Genomic DNA, 15,233 nt, shown 5'->3' on the forward strand with positions numbered 1-15,233 from the left:
TGGTGGGGCGTGAGTGACTCGAACACTCGACCTACGGATTAAGAGTCCGCTGCTCTACCAACTGAGCTAACGCCCCGATACTACCGGGAATAAAAAAGGCTGCACGGCATCGCAGCCTTTCTTAAAAAATTCGTTGGTGGGGCGTGAGTGACTCGAACACTCGACCTACGGATTAAGAGTCCGCTGCTCTACCAACTGAGCTAACGCCCCAACGAGACCGAGATAATATCGGCTCTTCCGCATGGGGTCAACCCTTGATGGTGAAAATCCGCAAAAAAGGTCTCAGGCGAGAAGCGGAACCATCTCGAACGCCAGCACTGCAAGCACTGCGCCCACGACCACGAGCAGCGATCGCCAGCACATTCGAACGGTCCCTTTGCACGGCATTGCGCCGACAACGATCGCGCCGAATACCGCAATCGCAAACATGCAGACCAGTTGGGCATTGGAAAGATGGGGCGCGATCATGTTGGATCTCCCTGTCGTCACCAGGCGATGCACGAGGTAAGTCGCGTCTCAAGTATAGAAAACGGCTTCCCTCAAGCAAAGCGGCGCGACAACCGGGGTTTCCCCAGTGGCCGCGCCGTGCTTTCCGGACAGGTCAGCGATCCGTCCGAATCAGCGGCAGGCGTTTTGGCTGCCGATGCTTCGAACCTCATGCATGCCCCTCAGGGGACGTCGTCGTTATTCCGGAAGATCAAGGATCAGGATGATCGTCCAGGCGTCTTCGCCTTCGTGGTGGTACTGACGCTCCACCACAACGAACGGTTGCTTCTTGTCGCCCTTGCCGAGGAACATCACGTCACCTTCCTGCGGCAGGCATTCGAGCGGCGGCAACCCGAGCGGGGTGTCCTTGGGAACGAGCCGTTCGGCCTTCTTCGCTGCGCGCTCGGTCCACTCGATATCTAGTTGGATGTCACTCACCGGATGATCCTGTCTATGCAAATTGAAACGGCTGCATGGTAGCACGCAGCCTGCGCAGTCCGCCCCTGTCCACCAACGCCGCCATGAAAAAAGCCCGCGCTCCAGGGCGGGAGCGCGGGCGAAAGTCCCATGCGATTACGGGGAACGCATGGCGACAGGAGATGCGCCCGTGGGAACCCGTGCGTGACTGTCGGGCCAGAGGGGAAGCACTGGACCGACGCACCACAGATAGCCCGGCAAAGCGTCGTTGGGCGGGGGCGCGCGCCTGTCGGCGGGACTAAAAGGTCATAAAGCGAGGCTATAAGGTGACGCAACGCAGGCTGAAGATGCCATTCGGCCTGCGTGCGTCAGTCACGCTGCCCGAGGATGGCAGCATGACGAGGGCCGGTTCGGTAGCTTACGGATTCGAGTACTTCATCTCGCCGTTCTGGCGCGCACGCACGAGTTCGTCGTAGACCTGTGCGCGCGTTTTGCCCGGCACATTGGCGTTGGTCATCGTGTTGAACGCAGGGTAGTCGTAGTCGTTCTGCGGGATCAGGCCTTTGGCGCGCGCGTCGACCAGTTCCTCGCGCACCTGTGCGCGGGTGAGCTGAGACGTTTGCGGCACCCATCCGAACGGCGAGCCGTCGGGGTAAGCATCGCTCGACAGATGCGATTGTGCGAAAACGGAACCTGCTGCGGTGGCCATCGTGGCCGAGATCAGTGCGGTTGCGATGATCTTGCGATTGAGAATGCGATTCACGGCGTTATTCCTGTTCTTCTGTGTTGCGGGGGCGCGCAATGCATCGGTACCGCGAGGCGGTTGGTAGGACGCGGTATGCGTTGTGCGCGACCGGTGAAGCCAGTCTATGCCTGCGGCTATCACAGAAAAACGGCAATTAAGCGAATGAATCATTACGAGAACCGAAACAATGCGACGTGCGTTCTCATTCGATGAGAGGCGCTCGGTGGCGCGGCATCAATGAAAAACGCCACCCGAAGGTGGCGTTCCCGATGTGGCGATGCGCAGGCGATGCGGATGCGTTCAGCGTGTGGCGATGGCAACCGCTGCACCGGCCATCACGGTGCCTGTCGCGCGATTAAGACGTTTCACGGCGCGTGCCGAGCTGAGCAGTCGCCGTGCGCGGGACGCCAGCGCGATATAGCTGCCGAACACGATGGCGAGGACCGTCAACGTGACGCCGACGACTTCGACGTAACCGAGCGCCGTCACGCGTTGGAGATCGAGCAAGTTGGGCAGCAGTGCGAAATAGAACACGACGACCTTCGGGTTGCCCATCGTGACCGACAGACCACCCAGAAACAGACGCCAGGACTTCTCGCGCGGTGCGGCGGCCAGCGGCTCCGTCGGCGCAATGGCCGGAGCGTGCCACATCTTCCATGCGAGATAGAGGAGGTAAGCCGCGCCGGCGTACTTGATCGCGAGGAACACGCCGGAGAAAGTATGTGCCAGTGCAGCCACACCCAGTACAGCGAGCGTGAGCCAGACGACGTCACCAATCGCGACGCCTGCGGTGAAGGCAATCGCGCCTTGCGTGCCACGACCCAGTACGCGCGCGACAATGGCCGCAATACCGGGGCCCGGTGTGCCCGCACCCACGAACAGGGCGAGCGCGAAAGTCAGCAAGTGAGTCCAGTCCATCGCTGCGTCTCCTCGCGTTGATGTCGTTCTGAGTGATCTAAGTGTTGTCTGCACCATGCTGCCCTGCCCATCGGTCACCGTTTAGGTGATGACCGATGTGCCGATGTCACGCGCCGAGCCAGGGCAGGCCGCGGAAGCACCAGCCGCTCACATTCTTGCGGTGACCGTTGCCGTCCTTGTCGCCTTCGAAGCCTTCGAGGATGTCGAACGATTGAGTGAAGCCGGCTTCGTAAGCGACCTTCGCGGCGGCCTTCGAACGGGCGGCGCTGCGGCACAGGAACAGCAGCGGCGTCGTCTTGTCCGTCGCCTGCGACGTCAGTTGTTCGAGGAAGTGTTCGTTGGGCACGCCACCGGGATAGCGCACCCATTCGACGTTGGCGTACTGCCCGTCCGGCACTTGCGGGCGACCGACCCAATCGAGTTCAGCGCGCGTACGCACGTCGATCAGACGAACGTTGGCGTCGGCGTTGAGCAATGCCAGCGCTTCTTCCGGCGTGACTGCACCTGCGTAGGCGAGCTGGCCCGTGGCGCGACGCTGCGTTGCTTGGTCGAGAATGGCTTTTGCGCTTGTCATATTGCTGTGATCTCGTTAGTCGATGGTTGTGCTTCATTCTAGCGTGCAGCACACGCAAAGATGCGCTTTAAGTGACATCGCGCGGCATTGGGAGTCGTCTGGATATTTTTCGGACTGAATCCACCGCGCCCGACGACGGTGCAATATGACGCACAACTTCGGATCAGTGATGCAGCATGTTGGCACTGAAATGGTGCATAATCAGAAAATGCACCAATTTAGTGATATTTTGGTGCGGCGTGCACCGAGATAGAGAATCGAGGCCCACGAGTGGGAATTCGACGCTGGACGAACCAGCATCGAATATTTCCTTAGAAATCAGTGGGCGAGGGTGAGGCACGACGGTGAGGCGATGCGCTGGCACGCTTCCTGCTTATCACTGGCGAATCCGAACACGGAGTTCGTTAAGAGGGTGCGGCGACGCGGGCGATGAGCGCCAGCAGCGCCAGATTGAATCTTTCGGGAGATAGCATGAGCAAATCTGTGGCAGATGTGATGAACCTGGTTAAGGAAGAAGACGTCAAGTTCGTCGACTTCCGCTTTACGGACACGCGCGGCAAAGAGCAGCACGTCTCGGTGCCCGTGTCGCACTTCGACGCCGACAAGTTCGAGAGCGGTCACGCTTTCGACGGTTCGTCGATCGCTGGCTGGAAGGGCATCGAAGCCTCGGACATGCTGCTGGTGCCGGACGCCAACACCGCTTACATCGACCCGTTCTACGAAGAAAACACGCTGGTCCTGACCTGCGACGTGATCGAACCGGCCGACGGCAAGGGCTACGACCGCGATCCGCGCTCCATCGCCAAGCGCGCTGAAGCCTACCTGAAGAGCACGGGCCTTGGCGACACCGCCTTCTTCGGTCCGGAGCCGGAATTCTTCATTTTCGACTCGGTCCAGTGGAACACGGACATGTCGGGCACCTTCGTGAAGATCAACTCCGAAGAAGCCCCGTGGTCCTCGTCGAAGGACTTCGACGGCGGCAACACCGGCCATCGTCCGGGCACGAAGGGCGGCTACTTCCCGGTCGCACCGGTCGACACGTTCCAGGACATGCGCTCGGAAATGTGCCTGCTGCTCGAGCAACTCGGCGTGCCGGTTGAAGTGCACCACCACGAAGTGGCTGGCCAGGGTCAGAACGAAATCGGCACTAAGTTCTCGACGCTGGTCGAGCGCGCCGACTGGACGCAGATCCTGAAGTATGTCGTGCACAACGTGGCGCACAGCTATGGCAAGACGGCCACGTTCATGCCGAAGCCGATCGTTGGCGACAACGGTTCGGGCATGCACATTCACCAGTCGGTCTGGAAGGATGGTCAGAACCTGTTCGCCGGCAACGGCTACGGCGGTCTGTCGGAATTCGCGCTGTACTACATCGGCGGCATCATCAAGCACGCCCGTGCCCTGAACGCGATCACGAACCCGTCGACGAACTCGTACAAGCGTCTCGTGCCGCACTTCGAAGCCCCGGTGAAGCTGGCCTACTCGGCTCGTAACCGTTCGGCATCGATCCGTATTCCGTACGTTGCCAACCCGAAGGGCCGCCGCATCGAAGCGCGCTTCCCGGATCCGATGGCCAACCCGTACCTGGCCTTCTCGGCCATGCTGATGGCCGGTCTGGATGGCGTGCAGAACAAGATCCACCCGGGCGAAGCTGCCGACAAGAACCTGTACGACCTGCCGCCGGAAGAGGATGCAAAGATCCCGACCGTGTGCTCGAGCCTCGAACAGGCGCTGGAATACCTGAATGAAGACCGCGAGTTCCTGACCCGTGGCGGTGTGTTCACCGACGGCATGCTCGATTCGTACATCGCGCTAAAGACGGAAGAAGCTCGCCGCGTGGCCATGACCACGCACCCGCTCGAGTTCGAACTGTACTACTCGCTGTAATCGGGTCGCTGCGCAGCAATGCGCCGGCATGACGGAACGCCTGCGGCTGACCGTCATGCTCGAAAAGCACGGGGGATGGCCGCGGCCGTCCCCCTTTTTTATCCGCAGCGCGCGCGCTATGCATCGCCGAAGTGCATCGTGCTAGCGGCCTGCCACGAACCTAACGCCTAGATCCTTGATGAAAAGTGTCCGCGCTGGTGAGAAAGGGCAGACAAAGCGGGCTTCGCATTCCGCTGATGCCGCCGATGTTGCTGCCGAATTGACGGCTGACGCCGCAGGCATCCCCGCGCCCCTGTCTGCTGTGCATGCCTTGGTCGACCCGTGGGAAGCGAAGCTTGCCGCGACCGGCATTCTGCCCGGGCTGGAAGCGTTGCCGACCGTGCTGCTGGTGCTGGAAAAACACTCGTTGCGCGTGGTCTTCGCAAACCCCGCTGCCGAAGCGTTGCTGGCGCTTTCGCGTCGCTCGCTCTCGCAGATGACGTGGAACGATGTATTCACGAACGGCGAAGTGCTGTCGTCGACGATGACGGAGCTCATCGCGAATCACTTCCAGACCACACGCCTCGATCTGGTGCTGGAACGCACCGCGCAGGAGCCGTTGCACACGCATGCGATTGTGGCGGCCCCCGAAGCAGCACCCGATTTCGTGATCGTCGAGCTGATCGAGAACGAGCAGAAGCTCAAGAACGAGCGCGAAGAGCGGATCATCGATCAGGCGTTGATGAACAAGCAGCTCATCCGCAACCTGGCGCACGAAATCAAGAACCCGCTTGGCGGCATTCGCGGTGCGGCACAGTTGCTGGAGTTCGAACTCGATCAGCGCGAATTGCGCGAATACACGCAGGTGATCATCAAGGAGTCCGACAGGCTTCAGACGCTGGTGGATCGCTTGCTGGAGCCGCATCGCCATCCGTATATCGCGACGGACGTAAACATCCACGAAGTGTGCGAGCGCGTGCGTTCGGTGGTACTTGCCGAATTCCCGCAAGGCCTGTCGATCGAGCGGGACTACGACGTTAGCCTGCCCGATTTTCGGGGCGACAAAGAGCAACTCATTCAGGCGCTACTCAATATCGTGCGCAACGGTGCCGAGGCGCTACGCGAGCAGATCGCGCGCGGCGATGCACGTATCGTATTGCGCACACGCGTGGCGCGAAAGATCACGATTGCCAAGCGATTGCACAAGCTGGCATTGGAATTGCATGTGATCGACAACGGGCCAGGCATACCCGCCGACATTCGAGATCGCATCTTCTATCCGCTCGTCTCCGGGCGAGAGGGCGGAAGCGGTCTGGGACTCACACTGGCGCAATCGTTCATTCAGCGCCACGACGGACTGATCGAATGCGAAAGCCGGCCCGGACGGACGGATTTCCGAATCCTGCTGCCCCTGGGCTGATGCGGCCCTCACGCCGTCGGCCGTAACACCTGCGGCCGGGCATAGACGTTACACGGTGAACAATGAAGCCGATCTGGATAGTAGACGACGACCAATCCATCCGATGGGTGCTGGAGAAAGCACTCTCGCGAGCCAATCTGCCGGTGCGCAGCTTCACCGGCCCGCGCGAAGCCAGCGCCGCGCTCGAACACGATTCGCCGCAAGTGCTGGTGTCGGACATCCGCATGGCGGGCGGCTCCGGCCTCGAATTGCTGCAAATGGTCAAGCAACGGCATCCCGGTCTGCCCGTCATCATCATGACGGCGTTCTCGGACCTGGATAGCGCCGTCGCCGCGTTTCAGGGCGGTGCGTTCGAGTATCTGGCCAAGCCGTTCGACGTGGATCGAGCGGTCGAGCTGATTCTTCGCGCCGTCGAAGAAAGCCTGCGCGAAGCCACGGACGACGAACGCGTTACCGAAGAGCCCGAGATTCTCGGACAGGCGAGTGCGATGCAGGACGTGTTCCGCGCTATCGGCCGTCTGTCGCATTCGAGCGCGACGGTGCTCATCACCGGCGAATCGGGCTCGGGCAAGGAATTGGTCGCACGCGCATTGCATCGACATTCGCCGCGCGCTTCGGGGCCGTTCATTGCACTCAATACCGCGGCCATTCCGAAAGATTTGCTCGAATCCGAGCTGTTCGGCCACGAGCGCGGGGCGTTCACCGGGGCACAGGCAACGCGTCGCGGACGCTTCGAGCAAGCGGAGAGCGGCACGCTGTTTCTCGACGAAATCGGCGATATGCCGCTGGATTTGCAGACGCGTCTGTTGCGCGTGCTCTCCGACGGCAACTATTACCGTGTCGGTGGCCACAGCCCGATCAAGGCGAACGTCCGGGTGATCGCGGCCACCCACCAGAATCTGGAAGATCGCGTGCGTCAGGGGCTGTTCCGCGAGGACCTGTATCACCGTCTGAACGTGATCCGATTGCGCTTGCCGTCACTGCGCGAGCGTAGTGAAGACATTCCGCTGCTGGTGCGTCACTTCCTGCAGAAGAGTGCACGCGAACTGGGTGTCGAAACCAAACGCATCAGCGAGGCGGCGCTCACGCATCTGACGCGCTTTCCGTTCCCGGGCAACGTGCGTCAGTTGGAAAACCTCAGCAACTGGCTGACGGTGATGGCGCCGGCGCAGACCGTCGAAATCAAGGATTTGCCGCCTGAGTTTCAGACGACAACCGCGCCCGCTGCGGTGGTGGCCGGTATGCCTGCGTACGCGAACGGTGCGGCGCATGGCGGGGCCGCGACGTCAGGTAACGTCGACCCGACGCAGGGAACGGCGGGATACGGCAGCGTGGGTGCGGTGCCGTCCGTGCCGGTTGGCGGTATGGGCGGTAGTGCAGGCGAGGCGGCGGGCGTGCCGGGCGTACAGGGCGTGGAGAGCTGGGAGCCGATCCTGCGCCGCGAGGTCGCGCGATTGTTGCGTTCGGCCTCGCCGGACGTGATGGACCAACTCACGCGTCGCTTCGAGACTGCGCTGATCAACGAAGCGCTGGACTTCACGCGCGGGCGCAAGGTCGAAGCCGCAAGCCGTCTGGGGATTGGACGCAACACGATTACGCGCAAGATCCAGGAGCTCGGGCTGGAAACCTGAAGCGAAACCCGGTAGGCTCCCTTGTTTCCTCACATCGCGACAAGGGAGCCGTATCATGGCAAGACGCATCCTGTTGACGGGCGCTACCGGACAGGTGGGCTGGGAATTGGCACGTTGCCTGCAAGGCATGGGAGATGTGCACGCCCCCGTACGCAGCGAAATGGATTTGCTGGACACCGACAGCGTGGTGCGGACCGTGCGCGACTTCGCGCCCGACCTGATCATCAATCCGGCCGCGTACACGGCCGTCGACCGCGCTGAGACGGAAGAGGCGGCGGCCTATCAGGTGAATGCCGTGGTGCCCGGCATCATGGCGGAAGAGGCGAAGCGTTTAGGTGCGCTCGTCGTTCACTACTCCACCGACTACGTATTCGACGGCACATCATCCACGCCGTATCGCGAAGACGAACCGACCAATCCGCAAAACGCTTACGGCCGTACCAAGCTCGCCGGTGAAGCTGCCATTGCCGCCAGCGGCGCCAACCATCTCGTGTTGCGTACGAGCTGGGTGTACGGCTCGCGCGGTGCGAACTTTCTGCTGACGGTTCAGCGTCTGGCCCGCGAGCGCGACGAACTGCGTATCGTCGCCGATCAGCACGGCGCACCGACCTGGTGCCGCACGATTGCGGAACTTACGTCGCAGATGCTGGTGCAAGGGTTGGGCAATGCAGATGCGGGTGGCATCGACGCCGACTTTTGGCGCGAGCGCGGCGGTCTCTACCATCTGACGGCCGCCGGCCAGACGACGTGGCACGGTTTCACCGAAGCGATTCTCGATCTGACGGCACCGGAGAAGCGTCCGAACGTTGTGCCGATTCCGACATCCGCCTATCCGTTGCCGGCCAAACGTCCTGCTTTCTCCGTGCTCGACAACGACAAGCTCGCGCGCAACTTCGGCGTTCGTGCGCCCGACTGGCGCGACGCCCTCAAACTCTGTCTCGCCTGAGGCGACGACCGTCCCCCTCGGGGCTACGCGACTAATTCGGAAATTCCTTAGCGCGCAGCCCCGGGTTCTTTCGGCAACATGGTGGCTTTTTGTGCGCACGCCCAAGCGTGTGCCGAGGAGCGATGCATCATGTGGTCTCAGTTCGCTGTCACTCGTGGCGCACACACGCAGGCAGTCGCCACGGCCTCGTTCCCCTTGGAACACGCCGAGGGCGGCGCAAACGGCAACGGTGCCTTGCCGTCTTCTTATCCGACATCCTTGAGCGAAGCACCCGCCGAGGCACTGCGTTGTGCGATTCTGCGGGCCGATCTTGTTGAGCGTCGTGCGATCGCATTGTTGGTCTCATGGCTGACACACGCACTTGCGCAGGATGCGGCGCGGCGAGGGGGCTGCGGCAGCTTCGAAGGCTTGTGTGCGAGCGCCGACGCTGCACGAGGCGACTTACCCTTCGATAAAGCCGCGTTGACACGGATATGGAAGACACGCTATTCGCATCTGTTGCACGGCGCGCGGGCCGCAGACATCGCGCGAGACATGGTGAGGTGGTGTTCGCCGTCTCGCGACGGCGATGCGCGCGCGCCGCAGTGGCATTGGCTGTCCTCCGCGGCTGCCGTCGCCTTTGACCCGGTGGCAATGGCCGATTTGCCGCTGCGCGAGTGGCCACCCGATATCCTGAGCACCGCGTTGACGCTGACTAATTTACGGGACGGTGCGCTGCCGGATCTGTCGCTGTCGAACAGTGACCTGCGAGGCGTTCACGCACCGGGCGCGCAGTTTTGCGGCGGCCAGTTCAACGGAACGGTCTGGTCGGGTGCGCGGCTGCGTCGCGCCGGATTTGCGTACGCGAATCAGGTGGATGCCGCCTTCGAACGGACGGATTTGCGTGAGGCATGTTTTCGCGCGGCTGTGCTGAGCGGTGCCCGCGCGGTTGGGGCCGATCTTCGTGGCGCAGAATTTCTGCATACCGTGATGAGCGGAGCCAATCTGAGCGAGACGCGTTGTCAGGGGGTGACGTTCGAGAAGGTGTGCCTTGATGACGCGTCTTTTCATCGGGCGAGAATGGACGGGGCATGCTTCACGAACGGCAGTGCGCGCCGCATGATGCTCATTGGCACTCGGGCGAGACGTTCGAGATGGACTTCGGTCACGATGAGCCACGGGCGGGCGTCCGGCGCAGACTTACGGGATGCCGAATTTCGACAGTGCGACCTTGTGGCGTGGGATGCGCGAGGCGCGCGGCTCAATGGCGCGTTCTTCGAGTCGTGCGATATGCGCAGCGCGCGTTTTTGCGGTGCCAGTCTCAAGCGGGTGCGCATGGGGCGCGACTGTGATCTGAGCGCGACGCAATGGCATGATGCCCGGCTTCAACTGGATGCGGTTTGGCTGCGCCGTTTGACGCCATCCGAACTGGATCCGGTGGTGCGGTCCTGGATGACCTTTCCTGTGGACCAACCGACGATGCGCGCAGACATCTTCCTGCAATTGTTGAGTGCGCTGCGTCATCGGTCTGCATTATCGGCCGTCACCGATACCCCTGACGAGATGGCGCCGCCGTTGCATCGCTTGCCTGAGCACGTTCAGCACAGCGACTGGCTCGGCCGTGTGCTGGTTGCGCCGGGCGAGGCGGGCGGTCTGTCGGACCATGAATGTTTCGCGACGCTGCGCGCGCAATGGCTGGCGCGCAAGCTCGATACGCTGAGTGACGTGCGTCTGACGCACGATGAGGCTTCGTGGGCGACCGACGCACTGATGACCACGTTGCACCGTCTGTGTGTGACAGCGTCTCCCGAGACCGTCTGGTCCTACGCTGGCGCGATCTGCCAGGCGCTTTATTGGGCGGAGGAGGGGCTGGGCAGTGTTAGCGATTCGCGCACGGCGGCCTTGCGCGCGGTGTGGTTCATGACGTTGCCTGAGCAGGTGCACGCCGCGCTGTCGGCAGACGGCATTGATGCTCTGGATCCAGCCTACCTTGTGTGGATCCGGACAGACGGCGAGGTGGCGGCGCGCCTGCCGAAAGCGTTGACGGCGGGCGTATGGGGTGCGGCGGGTGCAAACCAGCCGAAGGAGGGGGATGTGGGCTTCGCGGGCCACCCGCTCCCCGGCTGGCACTGGGCGGGCACGCGGGTGGTTGTGCGCGACCTCGCGTCCTCCGACGATTATGTGCCCGGGACCATGCGACATCTTCAGGGGCTGCTGAGGGAGTTTGGGTGCCTCGCCGGCCTCTGGCCGGTGGAGCGTCCGCTCGACGCGTTTGTCCGGCTGACCGCCCGTTGGCTCGGCGATTCGGGGGAGGTGCGAGCCAGCGCCGCGTGCGGGGGCGGAGGGCAGCCCGCCGTCAGCCCGCAAGCCAGTGCATCGAGTGAACCGCCCTCGGCGGCGCGGTTGTCGCGACATGCCGAATTGAGTCCACTTGAGCGTCTCGACGCCACGGTTCGCACGTCCCTGTCGCCTACCCATGTGCGATTGCAGTCTGCGGGTCGCGCCGATATCGACGAAGTGTTTCGCGACCATCCGCTCTCGGTGCCTGCCACCGATGTAACGTTGGGTATCTCCGGGTTGCGCCGCGTAAGGCTCGTTTCCGTCGCCGCCGGTCTGGCCTGGCTCGCGACGCAACCGGAGTGGTATCTCTCGCTGCCGTCGATCGATGTGAGTAGATCTAGCGCAGACGCCATGCGCCTTGCCTGCCGCCGCTACGCGCTCGCGGTGCTCAATGAGACGACGGCCGGGGAGGCCATGTGGCGCTTGTTGCCACAGGCGATAGCGCTACGGGCCTGTCTGTCGGACGACACCGTCGCGTCGGGGCATCTGGCCGAACGATTGGCGCAATGGTTGACCTGCCCCGAGATCATGGCGCTTCCCGGGCTGGCGGAGGCTTGTCGTCAGACGCTCCCTTGGTTCTGGGCCATCCGATTTCCACTTCCTGCTCACGTCATCACGGAAGCGACTCACCCCGGTGCTTCACCCCCGCACGGCTCGGATGGCGTTGCGGTGGATTGAGGGGCGTTTTGCCTGATATTCCGCCATCAGCGCGACCGCACTTTCGTGGTAAAAATACGTACGCGCCTTACGCTGCATTACATCAGACATGCGTCACATGACGTCGAGAATCGTCTCACCGAGCTTCATGACGCCGCATTCAGTACGTCGCGCCTCCTTAATCCGAGACTTTCCGGGGTGTCACACCCCCTCCAGGCATCATGCACCCGACTTGTATTGCGTCAGGCTACCCGGGGTTCGTGGCGGTCAATCGTCGCGAGCTTGACGCTCACGTCCCACTCTCCTGGCCACTCTTCGACGCTGACGGCACACCGTTGCTGGCGGCGGGCGAGCGTCTGCCGTCCGAAGCCGATCTCGACTGGCTTTTCACGATGTTTGCGCCTCACCGGCCGCTGCCCGAGGGCGCGACAACGGGCGAGGCCGCCGGTCGGACGGAGGCTGCGAATTCGGCGTCGCCGCTCGATGCAGGGGCATCGACGGTCTATTTGCACGGTTTGCCCGTTCCACTGCCGATCGGCGCGTGGATTCAGGTGCGAGTGGCACCGGACGCCGAGATGACGCGCGTGCGTGCTCGCCTCATCGGCCGGGCACCCAACGGCATGCTGATCATCACGCCTCCCATGGCGGGAGACTCGCGCATGCCGATGGTGGCTGGGGATCGGCTGGCGCTCTGGACGTTCCCGGGCGATAACCTGTACGAATTCACGTGCGACGTGCATAGCGTGCATCACGGCCCGTTCGATTACGTGGTGCTGTCGCGTCCGTCGCAAGTGCGGGAGACGCCGGTGCGTCGTACGCCGCGTGTCGACACACGACTCGTAGCTCGGCTGTCGCCGATCGACGAGACGTCGCGTGCGTCACTTACGCGCATGCTGGCCGATCCGCAGGACACACCCGAGTGGCTCGTACTGGTGCGCGACATCAGTGCAGACGGTGCGGGCATCGTGGCGAAGGCGCCGTTGCCGGAGGGATGCCTTCACGTGGCGGTGCAGTTCCGGGTGCCGATCGGCGCGGATATCGTGCCGATTGTCGGGAGGGCCGCGGTGCGCAGCGTGGAAGGGCCACGGGCGGACGGCACGTGGGCCTATGGTCTCGAGTTCATGCAGATGGAGACGCGCAACAAGGCCGCGATTCGTTGCTTCGTCTATGAGTCGCGTCTCACGGATCCGCGCGCTGGCCAGTAGGGAGCGTTGCGAACTGCGACGCGGCAGGCACGCGCCATCGTAATGTCACGGCGCTAAGAAAAACGGCACCCACGGGTGCCGTTTTTCATCGCTGCCAGCGCTGCGTCAGTCCTTAAACGTGGCGACGACCGGCGTGTGGTCAGACGGCTGTTCCCAGGTGCGCGGCACGCGATCGATCTCGCAGCCGGTGCAGCACTCGGCCAGTGCGGCGGAGGCGAGCACGTGATCGATGCGCAGTCCGGCGTTGCGTCGGAACGCGCCCATCCGGTAATCCCACCAACTGAACGTCTTTTCCGGCTGCTCGAACATACGGAAAGTGTCGCGCAAACCGAGCCCTTGCAGGCGCGCGAACGCCTGGCGCTCCTGAGGCGACACCAGGTTGCAGCCTTCCCATTTCGCCGGATCGTGCACGTCGCGGTCCTCCGGCGCGATGTTGTAATCGCCGAGCAGCGCGAGCTTCGGGTGACGCTGCAATTCGTCGGACAGCCAGTGGGTGAGGGCGTCGAGCCAGTTGAGCTTGTAGACGAACTTGTCGGAGTCGAGCGACTGGCCGTTCGGGAAGTAGCCGCAGACGACTCGCACGCCGCCAATGGTTGCCGTAATCAGCCGTTGCTGTTCATCGGGAAAATTCGGCAGGTTCTTGACGAGGTCGGTCGCTTCCCCGACCTTGGCGTGATTGACCAGCAGCGCAACGCCGTTATACGTCTTCTGTCCGGTGAAGTGTGACGTGTAGCCGAGCGCGGCAAGTTCCGTAATTGGAAAGTTCTCGTCGGTGAGCTTCAATTCCTGAAGGCAGAGGACGTCGACAGGGTTGCTGCGCAGCCAGTCCTGCACATGTCCCAGACGGACCTTGAGCGAGTTGACGTTCCAGGTGGCGAGTTGCATGAAAGTCCTTTGAAAGTGAGCGCAGGGCTCGGGTCTTATCCCTTATGCCGTCTTATGCCTTGTCGGCGGGCAGCTTCGGCACCGCGACAAAGTCGTCGAGCGAGAGCCCCTTTTCCTTGAGCAAGGCTTCGAGCACCGGTTGCAGGCGGCCGAGGCTTTCCTGCACCGCTTCGCGGACCGTATCGACGACCACCTGCGTGCTACGTTCGATTTCGATATTTACGCGCGAACCGGCGCCCTTGTCCTCGAATGTCGTCATGCGGCGCGTTTCCGGAATCAGCCACACCTCGAACCAACCTTCCTGCCGGTTCACTTCCGAGACCGTCAGGCTCGCGCCGTTGATCGCGATATAGCCCTTGGCGAAGACATACTTGCGGAACGCTTCGGGAATCGCGATGCGCAGCACGCGGTTTGTATCCGAGGTACGCACACTGAGGATTTCGGTCGAGAAGTCGATGTGGCCCGAGAGCGGATGGCCGCCGATTTCCGCACCATCCTTGGCCGCGCGCTCCACATTGACTTGTGCGCCCGCGCCGAAGCTGCCGAGGGTCGTCACGTTCAGACTTTGGAGAATGACGTCGAACGATGCGGCGGTGGGGGAGAGCAGTTGCGTGACCGTCAGACAGCAGCCGTCGACCGAGACGCTGGCGCCGAGGGTCAGGTCTTCGCAGAAGCCTTCGGGAAACGCCAGTTCGAGCGTGCGCATGCCGTCGCGATCTTCGATGGACGACAGTGTGGCCGTGCCTTGAACAATTCCGGTGAACATCGTGATGTCGGTATAAAGAGTCGTGGGTTGCTATGCCGCAGTATTCTACTGCGTAGCGACGGTATGCCGCTCGTCATGCGTCGTGCTACGATGCCGCCTTTTCACGGGATCTCGACAGATCGCTATGGGTTTCGAAGGCTGCCTGCTGGCGGAAGACTTTTATTACTGGGCGGAGACGTCGCCCGCGCCGGAAGGACAGTTCTACGGGGTGGTGCACTTTACAGGATGGCGAGACGTGGACGACGTCATCGAATCGCTCGATCCGCCGCTCACCCACGCCACGCCCGACGCCTACCGCTGGGCAAGCGACGCGCTGGAAGCCGCGCATGCGCTGGCCAAGACACTGGCGGCCGAGGGCGACCTGGGCATCGATCCTTGAAGTAACGGACATCACGCGG

The 15,233-nt window shown here is 62.5% G+C and carries 14 protein-coding genes and 2 tRNA genes; 7 read left to right on the forward strand and 9 right to left on the reverse strand.

Features of this window, described 5'->3' with window-relative positions; translation table 11 throughout:
- From PAN31117_RS18635 to PAN31117_RS18665, 7 genes are all read right to left on the reverse strand, one after another.
- Positions 1 to 76, reverse strand: a tRNA-Lys gene (locus PAN31117_RS18635).
- 58 nt (positions 77 to 134) lie between these two features.
- Positions 135 to 210: transfer RNA gene (locus tag PAN31117_RS18640), tRNA-Lys, on the reverse strand.
- A 72-nt stretch (positions 211 to 282) separates the two neighbouring features.
- On the reverse strand, positions 283 to 468 hold the full coding sequence (locus PAN31117_RS18645) for a hypothetical protein (RefSeq protein WP_039398971.1): 186 nt from the start codon (positions 466 to 468) through the stop codon (positions 283 to 285).
- Positions 469 to 684: 216 nt separating this feature from the next.
- On the reverse strand, positions 685 to 924 hold the full coding sequence (locus PAN31117_RS18650; protein ID WP_039398969.1) for a hypothetical protein: 240 nt from the start codon (positions 922 to 924) through the stop codon (positions 685 to 687).
- A gap of 397 nt (positions 925 to 1,321) precedes the next feature.
- On the reverse strand, positions 1,322 to 1,666 hold the full coding sequence (locus PAN31117_RS18655; protein WP_174991026.1) for a DUF4148 domain-containing protein: 345 nt from the start codon (positions 1,664 to 1,666) through the stop codon (positions 1,322 to 1,324).
- 282 nt (positions 1,667 to 1,948) lie between these two features.
- Entirely contained in the window at positions 1,949 to 2,566 is a 618-nt protein-coding gene (locus PAN31117_RS18660; RefSeq protein ID WP_150739528.1) for a LysE family translocator, read from the reverse strand.
- Positions 2,567 to 2,672: 106 nt separating this feature from the next.
- Entirely contained in the window at positions 2,673 to 3,140 is a 468-nt protein-coding gene (locus PAN31117_RS18665) for a rhodanese-like domain-containing protein (protein ID WP_150739529.1), read from the reverse strand.
- Between the two features lie 471 nt (positions 3,141 to 3,611).
- On the opposite strand from PAN31117_RS18665, the gene glnA reads away from it, so the two are divergent.
- The 6 genes from glnA to PAN31117_RS18695 all read left to right on the forward strand — a co-directional run bounded on the left by glnA (position 3,612) and on the right by PAN31117_RS18695 (position 13,184).
- On the forward strand, positions 3,612 to 5,027 hold the full coding sequence (gene glnA / locus PAN31117_RS18670) for a type I glutamate--ammonia ligase (protein ID WP_150739530.1): 1,416 nt from the start codon (positions 3,612 to 3,614) through the stop codon (positions 5,025 to 5,027).
- Positions 5,028 to 5,328: 301 nt separating this feature from the next.
- Positions 5,329 to 6,426, forward strand: coding sequence for a nitrogen regulation protein NR(II) (gene glnL, locus PAN31117_RS18675; RefSeq protein ID WP_370855775.1), 1,098 nt, complete (start codon positions 5,329 to 5,331; stop codon positions 6,424 to 6,426).
- Between the two features lie 62 nt (positions 6,427 to 6,488).
- Positions 6,489 to 8,057: a nitrogen regulation protein NR(I) gene (gene ntrC, locus PAN31117_RS18680; RefSeq protein ID WP_150739531.1), complete on the forward strand. Its 1,569-nt coding sequence runs from the start codon at positions 6,489 to 6,491 to the stop codon at positions 8,055 to 8,057.
- A 55-nt stretch (positions 8,058 to 8,112) separates the two neighbouring features.
- Positions 8,113 to 9,003: a dTDP-4-dehydrorhamnose reductase gene (rfbD, locus tag PAN31117_RS18685; protein ID WP_150739532.1), complete on the forward strand. Its 891-nt coding sequence runs from the start codon at positions 8,113 to 8,115 to the stop codon at positions 9,001 to 9,003.
- A 129-nt stretch (positions 9,004 to 9,132) separates the two neighbouring features.
- Positions 9,133 to 12,000 carry a pentapeptide repeat-containing protein gene (locus PAN31117_RS18690; protein WP_174991027.1) on the forward strand — a complete coding sequence of 956 codons (2,868 nt, stop codon included), beginning with the start codon at positions 9,133 to 9,135 and terminating at the stop codon, positions 11,998 to 12,000.
- A 200-nt stretch (positions 12,001 to 12,200) separates the two neighbouring features.
- Entirely contained in the window at positions 12,201 to 13,184 is a 984-nt protein-coding gene (locus PAN31117_RS18695; RefSeq protein ID WP_150739534.1) for a flagellar brake protein, read from the forward strand.
- Between the two features lie 105 nt (positions 13,185 to 13,289).
- On the opposite strand, the gene xth is transcribed toward PAN31117_RS18695, so the two are convergent.
- Together xth and PAN31117_RS18705 are read right to left on the reverse strand one after the other, a co-directional pair.
- Entirely contained in the window at positions 13,290 to 14,069 is a 780-nt protein-coding gene (gene xth, locus PAN31117_RS18700) for an exodeoxyribonuclease III (RefSeq protein WP_150739535.1), read from the reverse strand.
- A 52-nt stretch (positions 14,070 to 14,121) separates the two neighbouring features.
- On the reverse strand, positions 14,122 to 14,835 hold the full coding sequence (locus tag PAN31117_RS18705) for a riboflavin synthase subunit alpha (protein ID WP_150659162.1): 714 nt from the start codon (positions 14,833 to 14,835) through the stop codon (positions 14,122 to 14,124).
- A gap of 124 nt (positions 14,836 to 14,959) precedes the next feature.
- On the opposite strand from PAN31117_RS18705, the gene PAN31117_RS18710 reads away from it, so the two are divergent.
- Entirely contained in the window at positions 14,960 to 15,214 is a 255-nt protein-coding gene (locus PAN31117_RS18710) for a hypothetical protein (RefSeq protein ID WP_150739536.1), read from the forward strand.
- Positions 15,215 to 15,233 lie beyond the last annotated feature (19 nt).

It is taken from the genome of Pandoraea anapnoica (assembly GCF_902459765.1).
Taxonomy (GTDB): Bacteria; Pseudomonadota; Gammaproteobacteria; order Burkholderiales; family Burkholderiaceae; genus Pandoraea; species Pandoraea anapnoica.

What these genes read in the sequence shown, in the direction of transcription:
- ntrC (WP_150739531.1), top strand. Translation starts at nt 6,489, where the DNA reads ATGAAGCCGATCTGGATAGTAGACGACGACCAATCCATCCGATGGGTG.
- rfbD (WP_150739532.1), top strand. Translation starts at nt 8,113, where the DNA reads ATGGCAAGACGCATCCTGTTGACGGGCGCTACCGGACAGGTGGGCTGG.
- xth (WP_150739535.1), bottom strand. Translation starts at nt 14,069, where the DNA reads ATGCAACTCGCCACCTGGAACGTCAACTCGCTCAAGGTCCGTCTGGGA.
- PAN31117_RS18645 (WP_039398971.1), bottom strand. Translation starts at nt 468, where the DNA reads ATGATCGCGCCCCATCTTTCCAATGCCCAACTGGTCTGCATGTTTGCG.
- PAN31117_RS18660 (WP_150739528.1), bottom strand. Translation starts at nt 2,566, where the DNA reads ATGGACTGGACTCACTTGCTGACTTTCGCGCTCGCCCTGTTCGTGGGT.
- PAN31117_RS18705 (WP_150659162.1), bottom strand. Translation starts at nt 14,835, where the DNA reads ATGTTCACCGGAATTGTTCAAGGCACGGCCACACTGTCGTCCATCGAA.
- PAN31117_RS18690 (WP_174991027.1), top strand. Translation starts at nt 9,133, where the DNA reads ATGTGGTCTCAGTTCGCTGTCACTCGTGGCGCACACACGCAGGCAGTC.
- glnA (WP_150739530.1), top strand. Translation starts at nt 3,612, where the DNA reads ATGAGCAAATCTGTGGCAGATGTGATGAACCTGGTTAAGGAAGAAGAC.
- PAN31117_RS18665 (WP_150739529.1), bottom strand. Translation starts at nt 3,140, where the DNA reads ATGACAAGCGCAAAAGCCATTCTCGACCAAGCAACGCAGCGTCGCGCC.
- PAN31117_RS18710 (WP_150739536.1), top strand. Translation starts at nt 14,960, where the DNA reads ATGGGTTTCGAAGGCTGCCTGCTGGCGGAAGACTTTTATTACTGGGCG.
- PAN31117_RS18695 (WP_150739534.1), top strand. Translation starts at nt 12,201, where the DNA reads ATGCACCCGACTTGTATTGCGTCAGGCTACCCGGGGTTCGTGGCGGTC.